We start from the raw sequence: 18,510 nt of genomic DNA on the forward strand, positions 1-18,510 counted from the left end.
GCTGGTATCGGGATAGGGCGGACAGCGTCCGACGACACGCGTGCCTTGTGCGCAGAGTTCACCGATGCATCGGGCCTCTTCGAAGGCAACGCAGTCGCCATGCTCGGCAAGAAGGTGGGCAGCGTCGTTGGGGTGCAACAGAATAAAGGTCAGTCCGGTGTAAGGGTCGAGATGCGGGTCGACAAGAGCGTGCCGCTGTCCGCCGACGTCGGCGCGACTATGGTGTCGACATCCATCGTGACCGAACGTCAGATAGAGTTCACCAAGCCGTACTCCGGTGGAGCCCGATACGAGACGAATCAGTGCATTTCGTTGAGTAAGACGAGAACCCCGCTAGGCGTCAGTCAGACGCTCGACTCGATCAGCAACTTGTCCGAGGACCTGGTCAAGGACAACGGTAGAAACACCGACGCGTCCTGCAGTCCCTCAAGCTCGTCTCCCGCAATCTGGAAGGGACACAGGGCGACGTGGCCGGGATCATCAAGGACTCTGCCACGCTCATCACGACCCGGCCAAGCGGGATGGACAGATTCGCAGGATCGTCGGGAACCTCGCAACACTGACGGGGGTGGCAACCGAGAACGACAAAGAGCTGACCGCCCTCTTCGACAACTTCGTCGGTGCCATCAATGTCATCGTCGCGTTCGGCCAGACGTTCGGTGCAGCAGTCGAGTACGCGGGGACGTTCGTACCGATTCTCTCGCGGCTCGCAACAGATTTCGGCCCCCCGGTATTCGCGATCGGTGATGCTGCCGTTCCGCTCATCGCCGGCATGGGAGAGCAGCCGGACATGATGGCAGCAGTAGCAGCCCGCACGGCAGACCTCATCGTCAAACACCCCGATGCCAAGTCGATCGTGCAGGCGTTCGCAGTGTCGCTGCCTTTGCGAAGCCTCGTCAGTGGCTGCGCCGCGCCAGTGGCAAACGGCGTCTGCAGGCCCGGCGATGCATCAAAAACGATCGCCGGGATGATGGGTGGAGGGGCCTGATGATCTCGGTCAACCGGGCACGCCTCGGACCCACGATAGTCGCACTGATGGCAGCGATGGTGTTCGTCACGTCATGTGGGATCAACGCCGACAATCCGCCGACCATAGGGACCTCCGACGGCAACGGCTACGACATCCAGATGGAGTTCACCAGCGCACTCAACCTGCCAGCCCTCGCTAAAGTCCTGTCGGAGGGGATCAGCGTCGGAACCGTCGAAGATGTCACGTACGAGAACGGGCATGCGGTCGTCAAAGCTCGCATCGATCACAAGACTCAGCTGCCGGGCGAATCGCGAGCCGAACTGCGTCAAGACACTCTCCTCGGTGAGATCTACGTTGCCATCCTTCCCCCAGCCGAGCCGTCGACGGGTGCCTTGCTGCGGTCGGGTTCGGTGATCCCGCTGGCACGGACCGAGCCGGCAGCAAATGTCGAGGACGTCATGCGCGGAATGGCGAATGTCCTCGGCGGCGGTGAGCTCGACAAGATCCACACCGCCATCTCGACATTGAACACCACGTTCCCCAAGGACCCGCAGGAATTCGACGCCCTGTATCGGACAACGCTGGAGACCGTTTCGGAGGTCTCCTCGAACACTGACAAGCTCGACGTAGTGTTGAGGTCGGCTGATCGGACTCTGAAGGTGATCTTGGCTGATCCATCGGGAATCGACCGGATGCTGACTAAGGGTGGACGCAACTTTTATGGCCTCGGCTACTCCCTGATCGACGTCGCGTTACTCATCGCCAACTTGCGTGATTTCGCTGTGGCCGCGGGCAGGATCGTGGATCCGGAGTACTCACGCATCAAGGAGTCGGTGGCTGCGATCGCCCCGGTGATTGCTTCGATCGCCAACTCCGACATTTACTCAAAGTCCTTCACGGAGCAGGCAACACGCGTCATCCGCGACAAACTGATTCCATTCGTGGGGTCGCCCGACATCAACCTTTCGGACATCTCCATCGATGGCCGGAACCTGGCGCGGCGGGACGCCGAATCGTTTATTACCGTGTTGAAATCGATCGGAATGATGCCGTGAACCGCAGCAGCACGCTCATATCTATGGTGGCTTTGGCCGTCGTGTTCGTTGTAGGGCTTGGCTACCTTGTCGTCGGCGTGGCTCGCGTGAACCCCACCCGCTCCGAGTACTCGTTAACCGCCTTCATCGACAGCTCGGGCGGTCTGCTGGACACGTCGCCGGTGATGGTGCGGGGGATACCCGTCGGAAGGGTGGCCTCCATCAACGTCGTGGATTCGGCACTTAAGGTCGAGATGGCGATCGATTCCGATAACAAGATTCCCCAGGACAGTGTGATGTCTATCCAGAATCTGTCACTTGCGGGGGAACAGTACATCAACTTCGTGCCCGCGGGCACGGCTACCAGCGGGTACTTCCGCAACGGAGACGTGGTGCCCGCTGAGGCGGTGCACGTGTCGCAATCGGTGCCCCAGGTGTTGCCGAAGATGGCTGCAGTGGCAGATGGGCTCGACCCAGCATCGATCGAGTCCATCAACAAGACCGTCGCCGAGGCCGTCGCCGGACAGCAGGGAGACCTCGACATGATCGGCGACATGATGTACCGCCTAGTCGATTTCGTCGGCAAGGATGGGTCCGTCCGGGTGACCGCGGACAACGCCGAGTTCCTGCTCGGCCTCATGTCCAACGTCGGGGACGTCCTCACTGAGGCAGCTGTGCGTACCCCTGACGCCGTGAACGGATTGGCGAGAATTCAGCGGGCGTTCATCGAGTTCACAACCACCTCGTACGACAAGTGGCCTCCCGTGTTGAAGCTTGTGGAAAAGCTCAGCGGCTATATCCAGATCCTGCAGCCGGATCTGCTGACGATCACCCGTGCGGTGAAACCGGCGACCGAGAAGGTCGCGGACACCTACGTCGACTTCGGATCGATCGGCGACCTCCTCGCCCGAACCTTCCCGACGTCGCGACCAGGTCGTGCCGAGGTCCCCATCACGGTGTCGCAGTCACCACGATGACGACTTGTCCGCGAGCGACTATCCACCGCAAGTAACAAGAAGGTCCAGATGACAAATGACGAGCAGACCAATCCGCCTACTGAGCCCACTGAGGTCGAGGACGGCTCGGCAGCAGCGACGACGGATGGCGATCTACTGGTGGACGAAAACGCCCCAACTGCTTCTGTAGCCACGGCGGGGGTTGACGACAGCGACGTCGCCCCCCTCTCGCCGAGTGCGCGGCGCTGGTCAGCATTGCCGCAATCACGTGCTGCCGTGGCCGTTTCGGCCGTGATCGTGGTGCTCGCTGTGCTGGTCGGCGTGTTCGCCTACCTCTACCTCGAGGCCGACGACGCGAAGTCGACATTGGAAAACGAAGCCGCGCAACGGGCCGCGGCGGCGGAGGCCGCCTCGGATTACACGACCAAGTCCCTGACCTACAGCTACGAAAACACCGACGCCTTTTTTGCAGCGGTCAAGGAGAACGCAGGTGAGGCGCTTATCAAGCGCTACGACGAGGTTCGACCGACGCTGACGCAAATCATGCAGCAAGCCCAGGTGCAAGCGTCGGGCCGCGTTCTGGCCACCAGCGTCACCGGTGACACCGACGGCGAGTACACGGTGATGGTCTTCGCGAGCCAGAAGACGCAGAACGTGCAGAACCCACAACCGAGTGAACTGCCGACGTTGTTAAAGGTAATTGTGTCGAAAACGGCTGGGAGCTGGCAGATCCAGGACTACGGCCCAGCTGAATAAGGCGGCTGTGCCGCAGAAGGAGTATTTCTATTCATGAAGAGCACGATGCAGGACGTACCTTTGACGGTGTCGTCGATCCTTCGCCACGTCGCGACGAATCACGCCGGCAGGCAGGTGATCACCTACGGCGGCGCCGAACCGGCTCGAACCACGACTTACGGGCCCCTTGAGGAACGCTGCGGGCAGCTGGCCAATGCTCTGCGTCGTGCCGGTGTGGGCGACGATGACCGGGTCGCCACTTTGCTGTGGAACAATCAGGAGCACCTCGAGGCGTACGCTGCGGTTCCCGCCATGGGTGCCGTCCTGCACACCCTGAATCTGCGGTTGTCTGCGTCCCAACTGTCGTTCATCGCGAACCACGCTGAGGACCGGGTCATCATTACGGATAGTTCGCTGGTGCCGTTGCTGGCGCCGCTGCTGCCGGGCCTGTCGACCGTACGTGTCGTGTTCGTCGCCGGCGGTGGGGAGGTGTCGGCGCTGGAGGGCAACGGCGTCGAAATCATTCGTTATGAGGACGCGCTCGCTGCGGAGTCCCCGGCCTTTCCGTGGGCAGAACCCGATGAGAGATCGGCGGCGGCTATGTGCTACACCAGCGGAACCACGGGAGACCCCAAAGGCGTTGTCTACAGCCACCGTTCGGTGTTCCTTCACTCGATGGCAGCCTGTACCGGCAATGCGCTCGCCGTGGAGGAAGGTGACCGAGTCCTGCCCGTGGTGCCGATGTTCCACGCCAGTGCCTGGGGCCTCCCCTATGCGGCCCTTATGGCGGGTGCCGACTTGCTTCTGCCCGACCGATTCCTGCAAGCGGCTCCTCTGGCGGACATGATTCAGACACATCGGCCCACGAAAGCGGGTGCCGTTCCGACCATCTGGAACGATCTATTGCAGTTTGGGTCATCGCACCCCGACCTGGATTTGTCGTCGATCAGTCTGGTCGCCTGCGGGGGTGCGGCGGTGCCGCAGTCGTTGATCGAGGGATTCGCGGACAGGTTCGGCGTCCCGATTATCCAAGCGTGGGGGATGACGGAAACTTCGCCACTCGCCGCGGTGAGTCGACCACCGGCCGGTGTCGCATCGGAATCCGATATGTCGTATCGCAAGCGTCAGGGCCGTGCCATCTGTGGCGTTGAGATGCGTCTTACCGACGAGGCAGGTATGCCGGTTCCACGTGACGACAGGTCCGTGGGGGAATTGGAAGTGAGGGGGCCGTGGATCACCGGTAGCTATTACAACATGGACGAAGACAGCGACAACTTCCGTGACGGCTGGCTGCGAACCGGCGACGTTGGCCACATCAGCCAAGACGGTTATTTGACGCTCACCGATCGAACGAAGGACGTCATCAAGTCGGGTGGCGAGTGGGTCTCATCGGTGGAGCTCGAGAACACCATAATGGGCCATCCTCAGGTGGCCGAGGCTGCCGTGATCGCTATCCCTCACGATCGATGGCAGGAGACGGCCCTAGCCGTGGTCGTCCGGACGCACGGCAGCGAGGTTACCGCCGATCAACTCGGCCAGTGGTTCCTCGAGAATTGCCCCGACGAGATCCCTCGTTGGTGGATTCCCAAGAACTGGGCGTTCGTGGACCAGGTGCCCCGCACCAGCGTGGGCAAGTTCGACAAAAGAGCTTTGCGTTCCCAACATGCCGACGGGAGTCTGGTCGTCGTGCCGAACTGAACACGTTTCTCGCTGACGGCGGCGGTTCGCTGAACCGCCGCCGTCTGGTGTTCACCGCCTCGGCCCGGGCCGGTGCGCTTAGAAGTACTCAGGCCAGGCGTCCGCAGCGATGACTCACACTGCTACCGAGCACCACGGCACGGGTGTAGCGAAAGCGTTAGCGAGAATGGGCAATTGATCGTGGGTCCGTTTCACAGCAGGAACCGAGAGTTCCTGTCAACCCTCGCGCGCCTGATGTAGATTCACCCCGCCATCAGCGATTAGACGTCGTCAAAGGTCCTCTGGCATAGGGTCCTACCTCGGTGGAATCCCGGCTCACGGCCGCGCGGTGCAGCCGCCCTGGCCACCAGCTCGCCTCACCGAGCAATGCTGCCAGCGCAGGGACGACAATAGTGCGAACGAGAAAGGTGTCCAGGAGTAACCCGATACCGATGATAAAGCCGATCTGGACCATCACGTCGATCGATCCCAGCATGAGTCCGAACATGCTCGCCGCGAAAATCAAACCGGCCGAGGTGATGACCGAGCCGGTGTATGCAACGGTGCGTAGCACTCCGAGCCGGACATTGGCCGTCGATTCCTCTCTGAGCCGGGAAACCAACAGCATGTTGTAGTCGGCCCCCACTGCAACCAGGACGATAAAGGACACCAGCGGGACGGGCCACGCTATTTCATTGCCGAAAATGTGTTGGAGGACAAGGACACCGATGCCCAGAGCGGCTGCGTAGTTGAGTACAACGGTGGCCAGTAGATAGATCGGTGCGACGATCGCCCTGAGTAAGAGCATTAGGATCAAGCCGACTATCAGGAGCGTTCCGAATCCGAGTAACTTGAAATCGTACGCCAGAAGTCGTTGGATGTCGGCGTTGATCGCCGGGAACCCGGCGACAGATGCGCGCGCACCCTGCAGCGTGGTGTTCGGCATGGCGTCCTCGGCCACCTTCGACAGACTGTTCGCCAACGTCATAGCATCCGCGGTATACGGATCGTAGGCGGTCTGCACTACAAAGCGAGCAGTCTTGCCATCCGGCGAGATGAACTGGCGCGCCACTTGGCTGAACTGCTGATCCTTGAACGCGTCGGCGGGTAGGTAGAACCCCGTTGCCGAGTCAGAGTTGCCGATGTCCCGGGCGGGCGCGCGTAGCTGGGCGGCCACTTGAGACAGGCCCGCCAGCAGTTGCAGGTTGCTGTCCACCAATGCGCTCACACCGCCGGAAAGCTGTCGGGACCCGTCGGCGAGCGCTCGGACGCCCGTCTGGAGCTGTGACAACCGACTGCCGAGGTCCTGGCCGTTGATCGTCTGCAGCGCGGAGTCGAGGACGTTCAATGAGCTCTGCAACTGCGCGAGGTCCGCCGTTCCCGGGCCCTCAACTCCACCGAGCTGGGTAGCGAAGTCCGCGAAACGACCGAGGGACTGGTTGTCGGCCAATGCGCGGATATCCGAGGTCTGTGCCTGCAAGGCCGAACACTGCGGGATCTGAACGCACCAGGGAGCATCGAGTGCACTCAACGCAGGTGCGACGGAGTCGGCAGCCGACTGTGCCTGTCGTGCCACTCGAGACAGTTCAGGAGCTTGTTGGGAGAACTCATCGAGTGCGGGCGCCGCAGCAGCCAGCTGATCGACGAGCGGACGATACTGGCTGAGTTCCTCGCCGGCCGACGAGGCCTGCTCGAGCAACCCCGACAGCGGCGCGAGGTTGGTGGTGATTTGTTCGTTCAGCAAAGCAAGACCGTCGGCGAGTTGTGAGGACCCGGTCCTCAGTAGCTCCAGTTCGCCCTTCCGTGACTGTGCGTCACCGGTCTGTTCGGTGATACCACTACCGATCTGGTCGTTCTGCCATGACAACTCAGCCTGCTCAAGCTTCTCGCCCGTCGGGCGAGTCACCCCGATGACGCGGGTGACACCGGGCGTCTGCGCGACGCGCGACGCCATCTGTTCAAGATCGGCCAGTCCCTGGCCGGTGCGCATGTCTTTGTTCGACTCCACCAGAAGGAACTCGGAGATGATGGTGTCTTTGGCAAAATGCCGGTTCAGCAGCGCGTATCCCTCGTTGCTTCCGGTATCCGACGGCTGACCTTCCCGATCGTCATAGGTGATTGTCATGGTGGTCGCGATAAGGCCGAGAGCGATCAGTGCCACTAGACTCACCGCGAGCAGCGGGACCGGCCGCCGGATCACCCCCGTTCCCACCCGATGCCAGTACCGCCTGGTGAGGTCACGACGAGGTAGCCCCGCACCACGCTTCGCCGCGAACGACAGCACGGGGGGCAGCAAAGTGACGGTTGCCAGGAAGCCAAAGGCGATAGAGATCGCGCACGCCGGGCCGAGCGTGTTGAACACGCTGAGCTTGGCGAACGCCATCGCTAAGAAAGCAAAGGCAACTGTGGCTGCGGACGCGAGCACCACGCGACCGATCGTTGCCGTGGCGTTCGCAATGGCCACGTCAGGGGCATCGCCCGCCCGGATGCCCTCGTGATACCGGCTTATAAGGAATACGGAGTAGTCGACTCCGGCGCCGAAGATAATTACCGTCATGAACATCGAGGTGAATTGAGACACGGGCATGCCCAATTCGCCCAGACCCGAGAGCACCCCGCGGCCCACTGCCAGGCTCATGCCGACCACCAGCAGCGGCATGAGAGCGGTGAAAACCGATCGGTAGACGACCAGCAGGATCCCTGCGATCAACAGCACCGTGGCGATCGTGATTACGACCAGATCGGACTCACCGACCGCGAGCTGGTCGGTGAACGTGGCAGGTGGACCGGTCACCCGAACAATTGTGTCGGTACCATCAAAGATCTCGTTCGCGGTGTCACGGACCGCTTCCACGGCGTTGGCAGCGTCCGGTCCGCCCAACGTCCCCGTGACACCGATAGGCAGATACCACGCCTTCCTGTCTTTGCTCAGCGCCTGACTCTCCGTGAGCGGGTCGCCGAGCAGATCGCGGACTGCGATGACGTGTTCCGTGTCCGCACGCAGTGCGGTCACCAATTCGTCATACCTGACGCGGGTGGTGTCCGAGAAACCCCTGTCGTTCTCCATGGCGACGAAGACGGTGGTCTTGGCCCCCTTCTCATTGAACGCCTCACCCATCCGGTCGAGCGTCTGAAATGACGGTACGCCCGCGGGTATCGGGTCCACCGACTGCTGTCGGATCACGGACTCCAACTGCGGGAATAGCACCGCTAAGCCGACCGCAACCACGACCCAGACCGACGCCGCGAATCCCTTGCGCCGCAGCGTGAACCAGGCGACCTTTTCCAGTTGAGCGCTGTACTCACCGGTGCCGGCAGAACGCCTTGATGGACGGTTGTGAACGATCGACGACCTGGCCACGTACGAACTTCCTCTCGGACTCATGGGATGTAGGGGCACGCCCCCACAGGCGGCTCCGCGGGTCGGTCAGCCGTGATGTTCACTCTCTGCTATCGACTCCACGTCTTCGAGGGTGGTGGGGATGTGGTACGGCGGCCTGCTCGTGCCCGTAATGCGATAGCGGTCCCAGAAATCAGGATCGCCCACGACGCACTCGGCGCGGCCCTCTGGTGTCACGAAGACAGCAACCGTGCGCCTGCCCGCGAGGAGCGTGTCGAGCGCATCATTTTTGTCGATCCTGCCGTACCAGGTGTACAAGCCATTGAGAGGCTGAAAATAACCTTTGATTTTCACCCCGACAGCAATCTCCTTGCCACGGCACACCAAGGTGCCCTCGCCGGAGTAGTCGAGGTCGTGGTCGTCAGACACGTAAAGCTCACTTTCTTCACATCAAGCGTTGACAAAAGAACACACTGGCAGCGACACTAGCAGTATCGGGTACCCAGAGTATCGGGTATAAAGACGAGACTCAGCTCGGCCCGGAACACAACGGAGGTGTCACATGACCGTTCAGAATGTTGAGATCAAGCCCGACGTTTCGACGGAAGGGGTTTCGCGCGTCAGTGCCCGCAAGCCCGTCGACATGCAAAGGTCTGCCGGCCGACTCCTGCGGGCGGCGGCTGAAAAGTTCTACGACGCGGAGATCGACATCGATTGGGACTCGCCCTGGGAGGAGGGAAAGTACTTCCTGCCCGAGCATCGTGTCTCGCTCTACGGCACCAAGCTGTGGGAGAAAATGAGCGATGAACAGAAGGTGGAACTCGGGCGCCATGAAATTGTCAGCATTCTCAGCTTCGGTATCTACGCAGAGAATCTGCTTAGCTCAGCGCTGCTCCGAATGTCTGCCAAAGGCGCCCTGACAGATCAAAGGGCCCTGTACGCCCTTAACGAGATCGGCGACGAGGCACGTCACTCGACGATGTTTGCCCGGTTGATCAACAAGACGGGGCTGGCGCCGTACAAGTTGCCGAAGGGATTCTTGGGCTTCGCGAAGATTCTGCATTTTGTGCCTCTCGGCCCGTCTGTATCCGGCGCGACATTGCTCATCGAAGAGATACTCGACCGCGCTCAGCGCGAGGCGATGAATGACCCGAAAATGCAGCCGCAGCTGCGCCAGCTCATGAAGATTCACGTTCTCGAAGAGGCCCGCCACATCACCTTCGCGCGGCTGGAAATGGTGGAGGGGATGCAGCGTCGCGGACGCATCTCGCGCGCCTGGCATCGAGGCACGCTGGCGGCCATTGCGAACTTTGCGTACCCGTTGCTTATCAATCCGAAGGTGTACCCCGCTGTCGGAATCAGTCGTGTGCGCGGCCTGTGGGCGCAGCAGACGAGCCCGAACTATCGCGTCAATTTGCAGTTCATGTCCGAGCCTATGATCCGGTTCTTCCACGAGGCCGGGATGATGGAGGGGAAATTCACGATGGCGATGTGGCGCGCAACGCGCAGCCTGCCCGACGATCTGCGCTAACACCCTTAGCCTGGCCCCGTCGGCCACCAGTTCATCCCCGACCCCCACGTTCGAATTTCTCCGTTCGCGGGCTCGGGTGGATGACATTCTCACACCTGCGACGCGTCCCCGCGCGTGCAGGTCCGTCTGCTGTATTTGATCAGGGAGTTTTTCACTCAATGCCGTCCTCCAACACCAAGCGCGCGGCGCGCGCCGCCACGGCGACAGACCCGGGAATAACCGAGCCCATAATCACCAAAGTACTCATCATCGGCACCGGCTTCTCTGGCCTCGGTATGGCCGTGCAGCTCCGCCGGCGCGGCTACAGCGACTTCATCGTGCTGGAAAAGGCCGACTCTGTCGGTGGAACCTGGCGCGACAACACCTATCCAGGATGCGCATGCGACGTGCCGTCACTGATGTACTCCTACTCGTTCGAGAGCCGCGGTAGTTGGTCGAAGGTGTGGTCTTCGCAGCCCGAAATCGAGCAGTACCTGAAAGAGATCTCCAACAAGCGTGGTGTCACTCAGAAGATCCATTTCGGGCAGAAATTGGTCTCCGGATACTGGAGCGAGTCCGAATCGCGGTGGCACCTGCGTACCGAGTCGGGCCGAGAGTACATCGCACAGTACGTCGTGTCCGGTGTCGGCGCCCTGCACATCCCGAACTATCCGAACATCCCCGGAATCGACGATTTCACCGGCCAGGCATTCCATTCGGCAAAGTGGGACCACACGGTGGATCTCCAGGGCAAGCGGGTGGCCGTCATTGGCACCGGTGCCAGCGCAATTCAGTTCGTGCCATTCGTGCAGAAAGAGGCCGGCACACTCACGGTCTTCCAGCGAACCCCGGCGTGGGTACTTCCACGCAAGAACTTCGCAGTGCCGACGGCACTTCGGACCCTGCTCAGCAAGATCCCTATCACTCGCCGCCTCGCTCGGTGGTCGGTCTACTGGGGCGCAGAGAGCCTAGCCTTCGGGCTCAACGGCCACTCCAACCTTATGCGACCCATCGAAAAAGTGGCGAAATGGAACATCGAACGTTCTATCGCCGACCCCGAACTACGCAGAAAGCTGATGCCGTCCTACCGCATCGGATGCAAACGCATCCTGGGATCGAACGACTACTACCCTGCACTCGCCGCGCCCAACACGACAGTGATCAGTGATCGGATTGAAAAGGTCACTGCGGATTCTATCGTCACCGCTGACGGCGTGTCACATCCTGTAGATGTGATCATTTACGCCACAGGGTTCCATGTCACGGACGGGTTCGATCAACTCGCGCTCAAGGGCGCCCGGGGCGAAGACTTGCCGTCGCACTGGCATCGGACGGGTATCAACACCCACCTCGGCATCACCACCGAGGGCTTCCCGAACCTGTTCTTCCTGCTCGGGCCCAACACAGGTCTTGGGCACAACTCTGTCGTATTCATGATCGAGCAGCAGATCAAGTACATCATGAAGGCCATCGACGCCGTCGACAGTCGCGGAGCGCAGCGCGTTGATGTCCGGCCCGAGGTTCAAGAACACTTCAACAAGAACATTCAGCACAAGCTCGCCAAGGGGGTATGGACCAACGGCGGGTGTACGAGCTGGTATCTGGACTCGCAGGGTGTCAACCGTACGGTGTGGCCCGGGTTCACCTGGCAGTACTGGCGAGCGACGAAGGACTTCAAGCCCGCCGAGTACGAGATCGCCTGACAACCCAGCCGTAGGTCATCGAGAAGTGAGTATTCAACAGTGAGTAGTTCGACAACAGATAACTATGCGAATCAGGTCGCAGTCGTCACGGGAGCCGCTTCAGGGATCGGCCGGTCCCTTGCGCTTCAACTTGCCGCACGCGGGGCCAGCCTTTCCTTGTCCGACGTCGACGAGGTGCATCTCGCGGAGACGGCGGCTATGTGCCGTACCGCGCATCGGGCGAAAGTCGAGACCGCCGTGTTGGACGTGGCAGATCGTGCTGCCTTCCAAGATTACGCCGAAAGCGTCCAGTCATCTTTCGGGTCCGTGAACATGGTGTTCAACAATGCCGGCGTCGCCCTCGGCGCCGACGTTGTTGACATGTCTTGGGAGGACTTTGACTGGCTGATGGGTATCAATTTCGGCGGTGTCGTCAATGGGACGAAGGCTTTCCTGCCCTATCTCATCGCCTCCGGTGATGGTCATCTTGTCAACACTTCCAGCGTCTTCGGTCTGGTCGGTATTCCCAGCCAGAGTGCCTACAACGCCGCCAAGTTCGGTGTGCGTGGCTTCACCGAAGCGCTTCGCCAAGAGATGAAGATCAGTCGGCATCCGGTCACAGTGACATGCGTTCACCCCGGCGGCGTCAAAACCAATATCGTCAATAACGCTCGAGGTGTATCCGATATGGGGGCAGATACCGCCACCATTGCCACAATGTTCAACAACATTGCCCGGACCACTCCGGAAAAAGCGGCGTCCACCATCCTCAAGGGAATGGACAAGAAGAAACCTCGAGTGCTGATCGGCGCAGACGCACGGGGCTTCGACTTTGTCGCGCGCGTTGTGGGACCGCGCTACCAGGACATCTCTGCGCCTGTTTCACGTGCGGGCTACGCATTGGCCCGAAAGCGGGGGATTATCAAATGACCGTCGAGCAGGAAAATCGGCCGGGCGCGACCGCGCGATCGCGGACGCTGACCGTGTCGGAGGTCGTGCAGGAGACCAAGGACTCGGTCAGCATCGCGTTCGAAGTGCCTGACGAGATTGTCGACGACTTCAAGCATCTACCCGGTCAGTTCATTACGCTAAAAATTCCGTCGGACCAGACGGGCCACGTCGCACGATGCTATTCGCTGAGCAGTTCACCTCATGTCGATGACTTCCGCCTCGAGATCGGGGTGAAGCGCACCGCTGGGGGATATGCGTCGAACTGGTTGTGTGACAACGTCTCCGTCGGCATGGAGGTGACCGTACTTACGCCGTCGGGAAAGTTTACCGCTAAGAGCCTCGACGTCGACATGCTCTTCTTCGCCGGCGGAAGTGGCATCACGCCGGTGCTGTCGCTGGTCAAGTCGGCACTGGTGTCGGGCAGTGGGGAAGTCGTCCTGTTCTACGCGAACCGTGACGCCGATTCGGTCATGTACGAGCGCCAGCTTCAGCAGATCAAATCCGAATTCCTCGAGCGGTTCACTTTGGTCTACTGGCTTGAGTCGGAGAACGGGCTCCCCACATCTGTGGCTGTCGAGAAGATTATTCGTGATCACAAGGGGTCGTCGATCTTCACCTGCGGCCCTTCCCCCTTCATGGATCTGGTGGAAAGGTCTGCCGCCGAGTGTGGAGTGGACCATTCGGATGTACATCGGGAGGTGTTCCAGTCGCTGGCGGGTGACCCGTTTGACACCGCCACACTGCGTCGACTCAGCGACGACGAGGGTGTGGCTACCGCCACGGTTTACCTCAACGGAGAGTGCATCACCACGGAATGGCCACGTAATACACCGCTGCTCGATGTGCTGCTCTCACGAGGGCACAACGCCCCGTACTCGTGTCGAGAGGGCGCATGCAGCGCGTGTGTCTGCAAGCTCATCGAGGGCGATGTCGAGATGGCGCAAAACAACATCCTCGTCAACGACGACATTGAGGACGGTGAGCGACTCGCGTGCCAGGCACTTCCGCTCACCGACGCTGTGACGGTGAGCTTCGATGACCTCTGACTCTTCGGGAGCTGGCCTATTGCCGGCGCGGTCGCGGGAGGTTCTCTCGAGTGACGGCACGAGGTTGTTTGTCGAGGAGTACGGGCTGGGTGATGATGCGCCACTAATGGTGTTTAGCCACGGGTGGGCTTGCCAGGGCCGGTTCTGGCGACCTCAGATCGAACACTTCGCCAGCACACACCGTGTGGTGGTGTATGACCAACGCGGACATGGCTGGAGCGACCGGGGTCACTCCCAATTCTCTTCCTCGTTGCTCGGCGACGACCTTGAGGCTGTCTTGCGTGCGGTCGTGACCTCGAGTCGTAAGGCCTTGGTGATCGGTCACAGTATGGGGGGGATGTCCATCATGGGATGGGCTGCCGGGCACCCGGACTCTGTGCGCGCCTCATCACGCGGTGCCGTGTTGGCGAGCACTGGCCCCTCGCAGTTGGTTAGCAGATCAACGTTAATAAGGTCGCCACGTCGATTCCGCGCCACACTCGAGCGGGGCTTCGCGGCTGGGCTCGCCGTCGCGGGACCGGAGATGCTCGACACTCGTTTTAACCGACGGTTGGTAAAGTACGGGACGATGGGTCCGCACGCGTCGGCCGCCGTTGTAGCGGAGTGTTCCGGCATAGTATTGCGTTGCCCACCTGCGGTGCGGGGAATGTGGGGGAAGGTTCTGGCTTCCATCGACGTCAGCAAAGGAGTTGACTCGCTTGCTGTGCCGACGACGGTGATCGTGGGTTCTGCCGACAAGTTGACACCTGAGGTTCATTCGACTGATCTCGCCGAACGGCTGCAGCAGGGCGGCCGGTTGCATGATTTAGTGGCGTTGCCGCAGATCGGTCACATGATTAACATGGAGGCGCCGAACGATTTCAACCAAGCGGTGGCGCGATTGGACGCAGCCACGGTTGAACGTTGATAGCGAACTGACGATGCCAATGGGCTGACGCGGATGGCCGCTGATGACTTGGGGGCTTTCGGTAGTATTGTGTCCACAATGTCAGTCGTCCGCCGCGTTTCGTCCGCGCCATCCCAGGTACAGCGTCGGGTGCGTGATGCCCGCAGCACCCGGTGGGATGACCATCGCATCGCAAGACGAGCGGAATTAGTCGATGCGGCCATACGGGCAATCGACCACCATGGCGTAGGCGTGAGCATGGACGACATTGCTGCGGAGGCAGGCGTGTCCAAACCGAAGCTGTACCGCTACTTCGGCGACAAAGCGGGACTGAACGGGGCGGTGGCGGGGAAACTCGGTGAGTTGATGTGGGAGTCGGCGCAAGTCACGATCCTTGCTGAGCAAGAGCATGCGTCTGTTGACGACATGATTCGCTCGTCCGTCCAGTCCTACGTCGCGCTGGTTGGGAAACATCCCGTGGTCGTCAGCTTCCTTATGGCGAATCACTTGTTTCAGTACTCGGGGTCGGGAAATGGTGGAGTTGCTGAGCAATTGAGGTCAGTGATGGAGGTTGTCGCCGATCGATTCACTGAAAGTCTGCGACGTATTCACGCAGATGTCTCGATCATTCCCTTGGCAGTGGCGTCCATCCTGGGTGCTGGGCTATCTGCGACTCAGTGGTGGATTGACAGCGGTCGTGAGCAAGGGGTCAACGACAGCTATTTCGCCGCACACCTATCGGAGACGACGTGGGGAATTATCAACGGTGCAGCCGCAACAGTAGGCGTTGCCTTCTCACCTGATCTGCCATTCAGCCATCCCGGTTTCGCGTCCCGCCTCGAAGTGAACTGACCGCGTTTTGCAATCAGCCAATCGCCGAACTATCCGTAATCAGTGGCCGCGCGTCATGGCCAGGGGTGATCGTTGTCAGTCGATCGTGCAGCCCAGGGACGGCGAGCGTTGATACGGCGGTCAGCGTACCCGGCAGAATAGTGGACCCGGGGAGGCTGGCGGCGGAATACAGAGCCAGCGGACACGCCGGGCCAAAACCACATAGCAGTCCCTCGCCCCGGTAGAACTGCAACCGCGACGGTCAAGAATTTATGAGCGGAAACAGCGAAGCTTGACAAGTAGATACTTTCACTGCCTGCTCAAGCAGTGTAGTCCGCCGGTTACTTTCAGGATCGGACGATTCGACTGCCGAGGAAACCAACGTATGCGGCCAACCCGACCAAACCGCAAACGCGGGTTGGGCTGTTTGAGATGGCCAGGCCGATCATGGTCTCGCTTGCACCGTTCGCATAAATCCATTCACGCGTGTTCTCGGGAAATGCAAGCTTGGTGATCGATTCGAAAGCCTGCGGAAGAACAAGATGCGCCAGCCCTGTTCCCGCGATTCCGAAACCGATCAATTTCGGCAACACCGTCGCCGTAGCCCTTCCTGTCTTATAGGCCGCTTTCGCCGTCACCACCGCCGGACTCTTAGACGCAACGGCCGCAACGACACGTGCCGTCTTCGGGTTTCTGTTCCACTGCTTTTCGGCATTTTTCAAAATTCCGCTCCCTCTCGTCGTGATTCTATTATCTAAGCCCAGTTAGAATTGTTGCCGACCTGCACCCCGGAGTGACCGCTACCGTGGCAGAGATCTAAAACACCCGACCACAACCCCGGTGGGCTAACCCAACCAAGTATGATTCAGCCCTTCGTTTCAGTGCCTTCGCCGTTTCAAAGCGACCGTGCGGCCACGCATCCTGCGTCCCAGGAGTCGGGAAACGCCCCCTTTTTTGGAGGCTCGATTGGTTGGTTTCCGGCTTCTGCTAAAGCCGGATTTTATGGTACTCGGATATCTTCGGGTTCGACCAGTAGGCGGTCTCGTATTCGACGGCTGATGTTCCGATCTCGCCGTGTTCGGCGCAATGGATGAGACACCAGATGTATTTGTACACAGCGATCTTAAACGTCATCGACCCCGGGTCATTCATCTTTCGGGCGAATGAAGGCTTTGGCGGATATACTCGGCCTTGAGCAGAGAGTCGATCGCTTGGGGTTCGACTCTCTGGGTCGCGCAGTTTGATTCCACGAAGCTAGTGCTTCATCGCCAGGCCCCGGGAAGGTTTTCACTTGACAAACACATAGGAACCCGGGAGTGTCGGATTAACGGTGGATCACCCTGCAGCGAAACTAACCGACACCAAGGCCCGGATCCACCGTTAATCTGACACTGCCTTATCGGAGATGCTGTGTTTAAATTGCGCATCAGACGATTAGTGGGGAATTGCATTTGGTGAACGGCGAGACGGACTGAAAGCGGCCATTGCGGGCGAACCAGTCCTGACGTCGAACAACCGGGTTTTGGGGTATGCAGTGCCACGGAAGGGATCCGTGAGTGTGAAGACGCGTGAAGATTGCGGGCGAGGTGGCTGTGCTGATGCACCACACCAAGCTCAGGGCTGAATTCGAGGACCGGGGTATGTCGGATACTCGCACTTGGAAGGACCCCAAACGTCACCTGTGGCCGCTGTGTCTACTCGTGCCTGCCGGGCCGTTCATCGCGTGCCTGCTGGCCAACAGTGTGTCGGGGTTGCTCTGGGGTTTCGGTGGTTACCTGCTCCTCGTGGTCGTCCCTCTCCTCGACCTGATCCGGGGGCCCGACCGTGCCGGACCGCCGGAGGATGCGGTGCGGACGCTGTCGGCGGACCGGTACTACCGGTGGTGCACCTACATTTTCGTCCCGCTCCAGTACGCGGGCCTGTTCTTCGGCTTCTGGTGCCTTGCCTTCGCGGACATGACCAGGGGTGAGCGGGTAGGTCTTTCGATCACTCTGGGCATGAGTGCCGCGATCGGTATCAACGCCGCTCACGAGTTGGGCCACAAGCGCGAGAAATTGGAACAGGGCCTGGCCAAGATCGCGTTGGCGCCGTCGGTGTACGGGCATTTCTACGTCGAACACAACGTCGGCCATCACGTGAAGGTGGCAACCCCTGCAGATCCGGCGAGCGCGCGTTTCGGCGAGTCATTGTTCGCGTTCTATCCCCGCGCGCTCTATGGAGGACTTGTCTCGGGTATCGAGCTCGAAACCGCTCGGCTACATCGTCAGGGCCACCGATTCTGGAACTGGCGCAACACAATTCTGCAGTCCTGGTCGGTGAGTGTCGCGATCGTTGTCGTCATCGTGGCAGCCTTCGGGTGGGCGATGCTGCCCTACTTCGCGCTGCAGGCGGTCATCGGCATGCTTGTACTCGAAGCGGTGAACTACATCGAGCACTACGGATTGCTGCGAATGCCCACTCCGGACGGCAGATTGGGAAAGGTGCGTCCTGAGCACAGTTGGAATGGTGACCACCTCGTCAGCAACGTCGTCTTGCTCAACTTGCAACGGCACTCCGATCACCACGCGCGCGCCGGACGGCGGTACCAGGCCCTTCGTAGTTGCAGCGAGGCCCCACAATTCCCTGCGGGCTACGCCATGATGGTGGTCCTGGCGTTCTTCCCGCCGCTGTGGCGCAAGGTGATGGATCCCCGCGTGCTCGGCCACTACAACGGCGACCTCTCCAGGGTGAACGTTCACCCGCCCAAGGCCGACAAAATCGAGCAGCGCTACGGCGCCGCGTTAGCCCAGGACTAGTGTGGTTCAAGGGAGGGGTGGCGACGCAATGTTGGCAGCGGGGGACGAAGTTCCTGGACGAAAAACGCGGCCGCCCGCCTGGGCCCAGGGTCGACCG

Annotated in this window: 15 protein-coding genes and 1 pseudogene; 13 read left to right on the top strand and 3 right to left on the bottom strand. The window is 60.5% G+C overall.

What is annotated here, in order from left to right:
• Positions 1-99: 99 nt before the first annotated feature.
• The 6 genes and pseudogenes from W823_RS58900 to W823_RS44845 all read left to right on the top strand — a co-directional run.
• A pseudogene (locus W823_RS58900) lies at positions 100-207 on the top strand (MCE family protein); the annotation flags it as partial.
• A gap of 361 nt (positions 208-568) precedes the next feature.
• Complete coding sequence (locus W823_RS58905) at positions 569-988, top strand: hypothetical protein (RefSeq protein WP_235189566.1); 420 nt, start codon at positions 569-571, stop codon at positions 986-988.
• On the top strand, positions 988-2,025 hold the full coding sequence (locus tag W823_RS44830) for an MlaD family protein (RefSeq protein ID WP_023958988.1): 1,038 nt from the start codon (positions 988-990) through the stop codon (positions 2,023-2,025). Before W823_RS58905 ends, W823_RS44830 begins: the two co-directional genes overlap by 1 nt.
• Positions 2,026-2,048: 23 nt before the next feature.
• Positions 2,049-2,981 (top strand): MlaD family protein, encoded by a 933-nt coding sequence (locus W823_RS44835; protein ID WP_023958990.1) that lies wholly within the window; start codon positions 2,049-2,051, stop codon positions 2,979-2,981.
• 48 nt (positions 2,982-3,029) lie between these two features.
• The gene (locus W823_RS44840) at positions 3,030-3,716 is read left to right on the top strand and encodes a hypothetical protein (protein WP_023958992.1); all 687 of its coding nucleotides are present in this window, start codon (positions 3,030-3,032) and stop codon (positions 3,714-3,716) included.
• Between the two features lie 33 nt (positions 3,717-3,749).
• Positions 3,750-5,393, top strand: coding sequence for a long-chain fatty acid--CoA ligase (locus W823_RS44845; protein ID WP_023958994.1), 1,644 nt, complete (start codon positions 3,750-3,752; stop codon positions 5,391-5,393).
• Between the two features lie 253 nt (positions 5,394-5,646).
• On the opposite strand, the gene W823_RS44850 is transcribed toward W823_RS44845, so the two are convergent.
• Both W823_RS44850 and W823_RS44855 read right to left on the bottom strand, forming a co-directional pair.
• Positions 5,647-8,757: an RND family transporter gene (locus W823_RS44850; protein WP_051406546.1), complete on the bottom strand. Its 3,111-nt coding sequence runs from the start codon at positions 8,755-8,757 to the stop codon at positions 5,647-5,649.
• Between the two features lie 42 nt (positions 8,758-8,799).
• Positions 8,800-9,141, bottom strand: coding sequence for a DUF4873 domain-containing protein (locus W823_RS44855; protein WP_023958998.1), 342 nt, complete (start codon positions 9,139-9,141; stop codon positions 8,800-8,802).
• Between the two features lie 133 nt (positions 9,142-9,274).
• On the opposite strand from W823_RS44855, the gene W823_RS44860 reads away from it, so the two are divergent.
• From W823_RS44860 to W823_RS0129445, 6 genes are all read left to right on the top strand, one after another.
• Positions 9,275-10,243 carry a diiron oxygenase gene (locus W823_RS44860; RefSeq protein ID WP_023959000.1) on the top strand — a complete coding sequence of 323 codons (969 nt, stop codon included), beginning with the start codon at positions 9,275-9,277 and terminating at the stop codon, positions 10,241-10,243.
• A 158-nt stretch (positions 10,244-10,401) separates the two neighbouring features.
• Positions 10,402-11,925 (top strand): NAD(P)/FAD-dependent oxidoreductase, encoded by a 1,524-nt coding sequence (locus W823_RS44865; RefSeq protein ID WP_023959002.1) that lies wholly within the window; start codon positions 10,402-10,404, stop codon positions 11,923-11,925.
• A gap of 39 nt (positions 11,926-11,964) precedes the next feature.
• Positions 11,965-12,834, top strand: a complete 870-nt coding sequence (locus W823_RS44870; protein ID WP_023959004.1) for an SDR family oxidoreductase — start codon at positions 11,965-11,967, stop codon at positions 12,832-12,834.
• On the top strand, positions 12,831-13,901 hold the full coding sequence (locus tag W823_RS44875) for a ferredoxin--NADP reductase (RefSeq protein ID WP_023959006.1): 1,071 nt from the start codon (positions 12,831-12,833) through the stop codon (positions 13,899-13,901). Before W823_RS44870 ends, W823_RS44875 begins: the two co-directional genes overlap by 4 nt.
• The gene (locus W823_RS44880; protein ID WP_023959008.1) at positions 13,891-14,808 is read left to right on the top strand and encodes an alpha/beta fold hydrolase; all 918 of its coding nucleotides are present in this window, start codon (positions 13,891-13,893) and stop codon (positions 14,806-14,808) included. The genes W823_RS44875 and W823_RS44880 overlap by 11 nt, the downstream gene beginning before the upstream one ends.
• 78 nt (positions 14,809-14,886) lie before the next feature.
• On the top strand, positions 14,887-15,639 hold the full coding sequence (locus W823_RS0129445) for a TetR/AcrR family transcriptional regulator (protein WP_031332475.1): 753 nt from the start codon (positions 14,887-14,889) through the stop codon (positions 15,637-15,639).
• Positions 15,640-15,965: 326 nt separating this feature from the next.
• Here the strand turns inward: W823_RS0129445 and W823_RS44885 are convergent, their stop codons facing one another.
• Positions 15,966-16,340 carry a hypothetical protein gene (locus tag W823_RS44885; protein WP_307715602.1) on the bottom strand — a complete coding sequence of 125 codons (375 nt, stop codon included), beginning with the start codon at positions 16,338-16,340 and terminating at the stop codon, positions 15,966-15,968.
• 846 nt (positions 16,341-17,186) lie between these two features.
• Here W823_RS44885 and W823_RS44890 point away from each other — a divergent pair.
• Positions 17,187-18,413 carry an alkane 1-monooxygenase gene (locus W823_RS44890; protein WP_023959016.1) on the top strand — a complete coding sequence of 409 codons (1,227 nt, stop codon included), beginning with the start codon at positions 17,187-17,189 and terminating at the stop codon, positions 18,411-18,413.
• The last annotated feature ends 97 nt before the right edge of the window (positions 18,414-18,510 follow it).

This window comes from Williamsia sp. D3, assembly GCF_000506245.1.
GTDB lineage: Bacteria > Actinomycetota > Actinomycetes > Mycobacteriales > Mycobacteriaceae > Williamsia > Williamsia muralis.

What these genes read in the sequence shown, in the direction of transcription:
- W823_RS44860 (WP_023959000.1), top strand. Translation starts at nt 9,275, where the DNA reads ATGACCGTTCAGAATGTTGAGATCAAGCCCGACGTTTCGACGGAAGGG.
- W823_RS44835 (WP_023958990.1), top strand. Translation starts at nt 2,049, where the DNA reads ATGGTGGCTTTGGCCGTCGTGTTCGTTGTAGGGCTTGGCTACCTTGTC.
- W823_RS0129445 (WP_031332475.1), top strand. Translation starts at nt 14,887, where the DNA reads ATGTCAGTCGTCCGCCGCGTTTCGTCCGCGCCATCCCAGGTACAGCGT.
- W823_RS44880 (WP_023959008.1), top strand. Translation starts at nt 13,891, where the DNA reads ATGACCTCTGACTCTTCGGGAGCTGGCCTATTGCCGGCGCGGTCGCGG.
- W823_RS44865 (WP_023959002.1), top strand. Translation starts at nt 10,402, where the DNA reads ATGCCGTCCTCCAACACCAAGCGCGCGGCGCGCGCCGCCACGGCGACA.
- W823_RS44850 (WP_051406546.1), bottom strand. Translation starts at nt 8,757, where the DNA reads ATGAGTCCGAGAGGAAGTTCGTACGTGGCCAGGTCGTCGATCGTTCAC.
- W823_RS44840 (WP_023958992.1), top strand. Translation starts at nt 3,030, where the DNA reads ATGACAAATGACGAGCAGACCAATCCGCCTACTGAGCCCACTGAGGTC.
- W823_RS44830 (WP_023958988.1), top strand. Translation starts at nt 988, where the DNA reads ATGATCTCGGTCAACCGGGCACGCCTCGGACCCACGATAGTCGCACTG.
- W823_RS44875 (WP_023959006.1), top strand. Translation starts at nt 12,831, where the DNA reads ATGACCGTCGAGCAGGAAAATCGGCCGGGCGCGACCGCGCGATCGCGG.
- W823_RS44845 (WP_023958994.1), top strand. Translation starts at nt 3,750, where the DNA reads ATGAAGAGCACGATGCAGGACGTACCTTTGACGGTGTCGTCGATCCTT.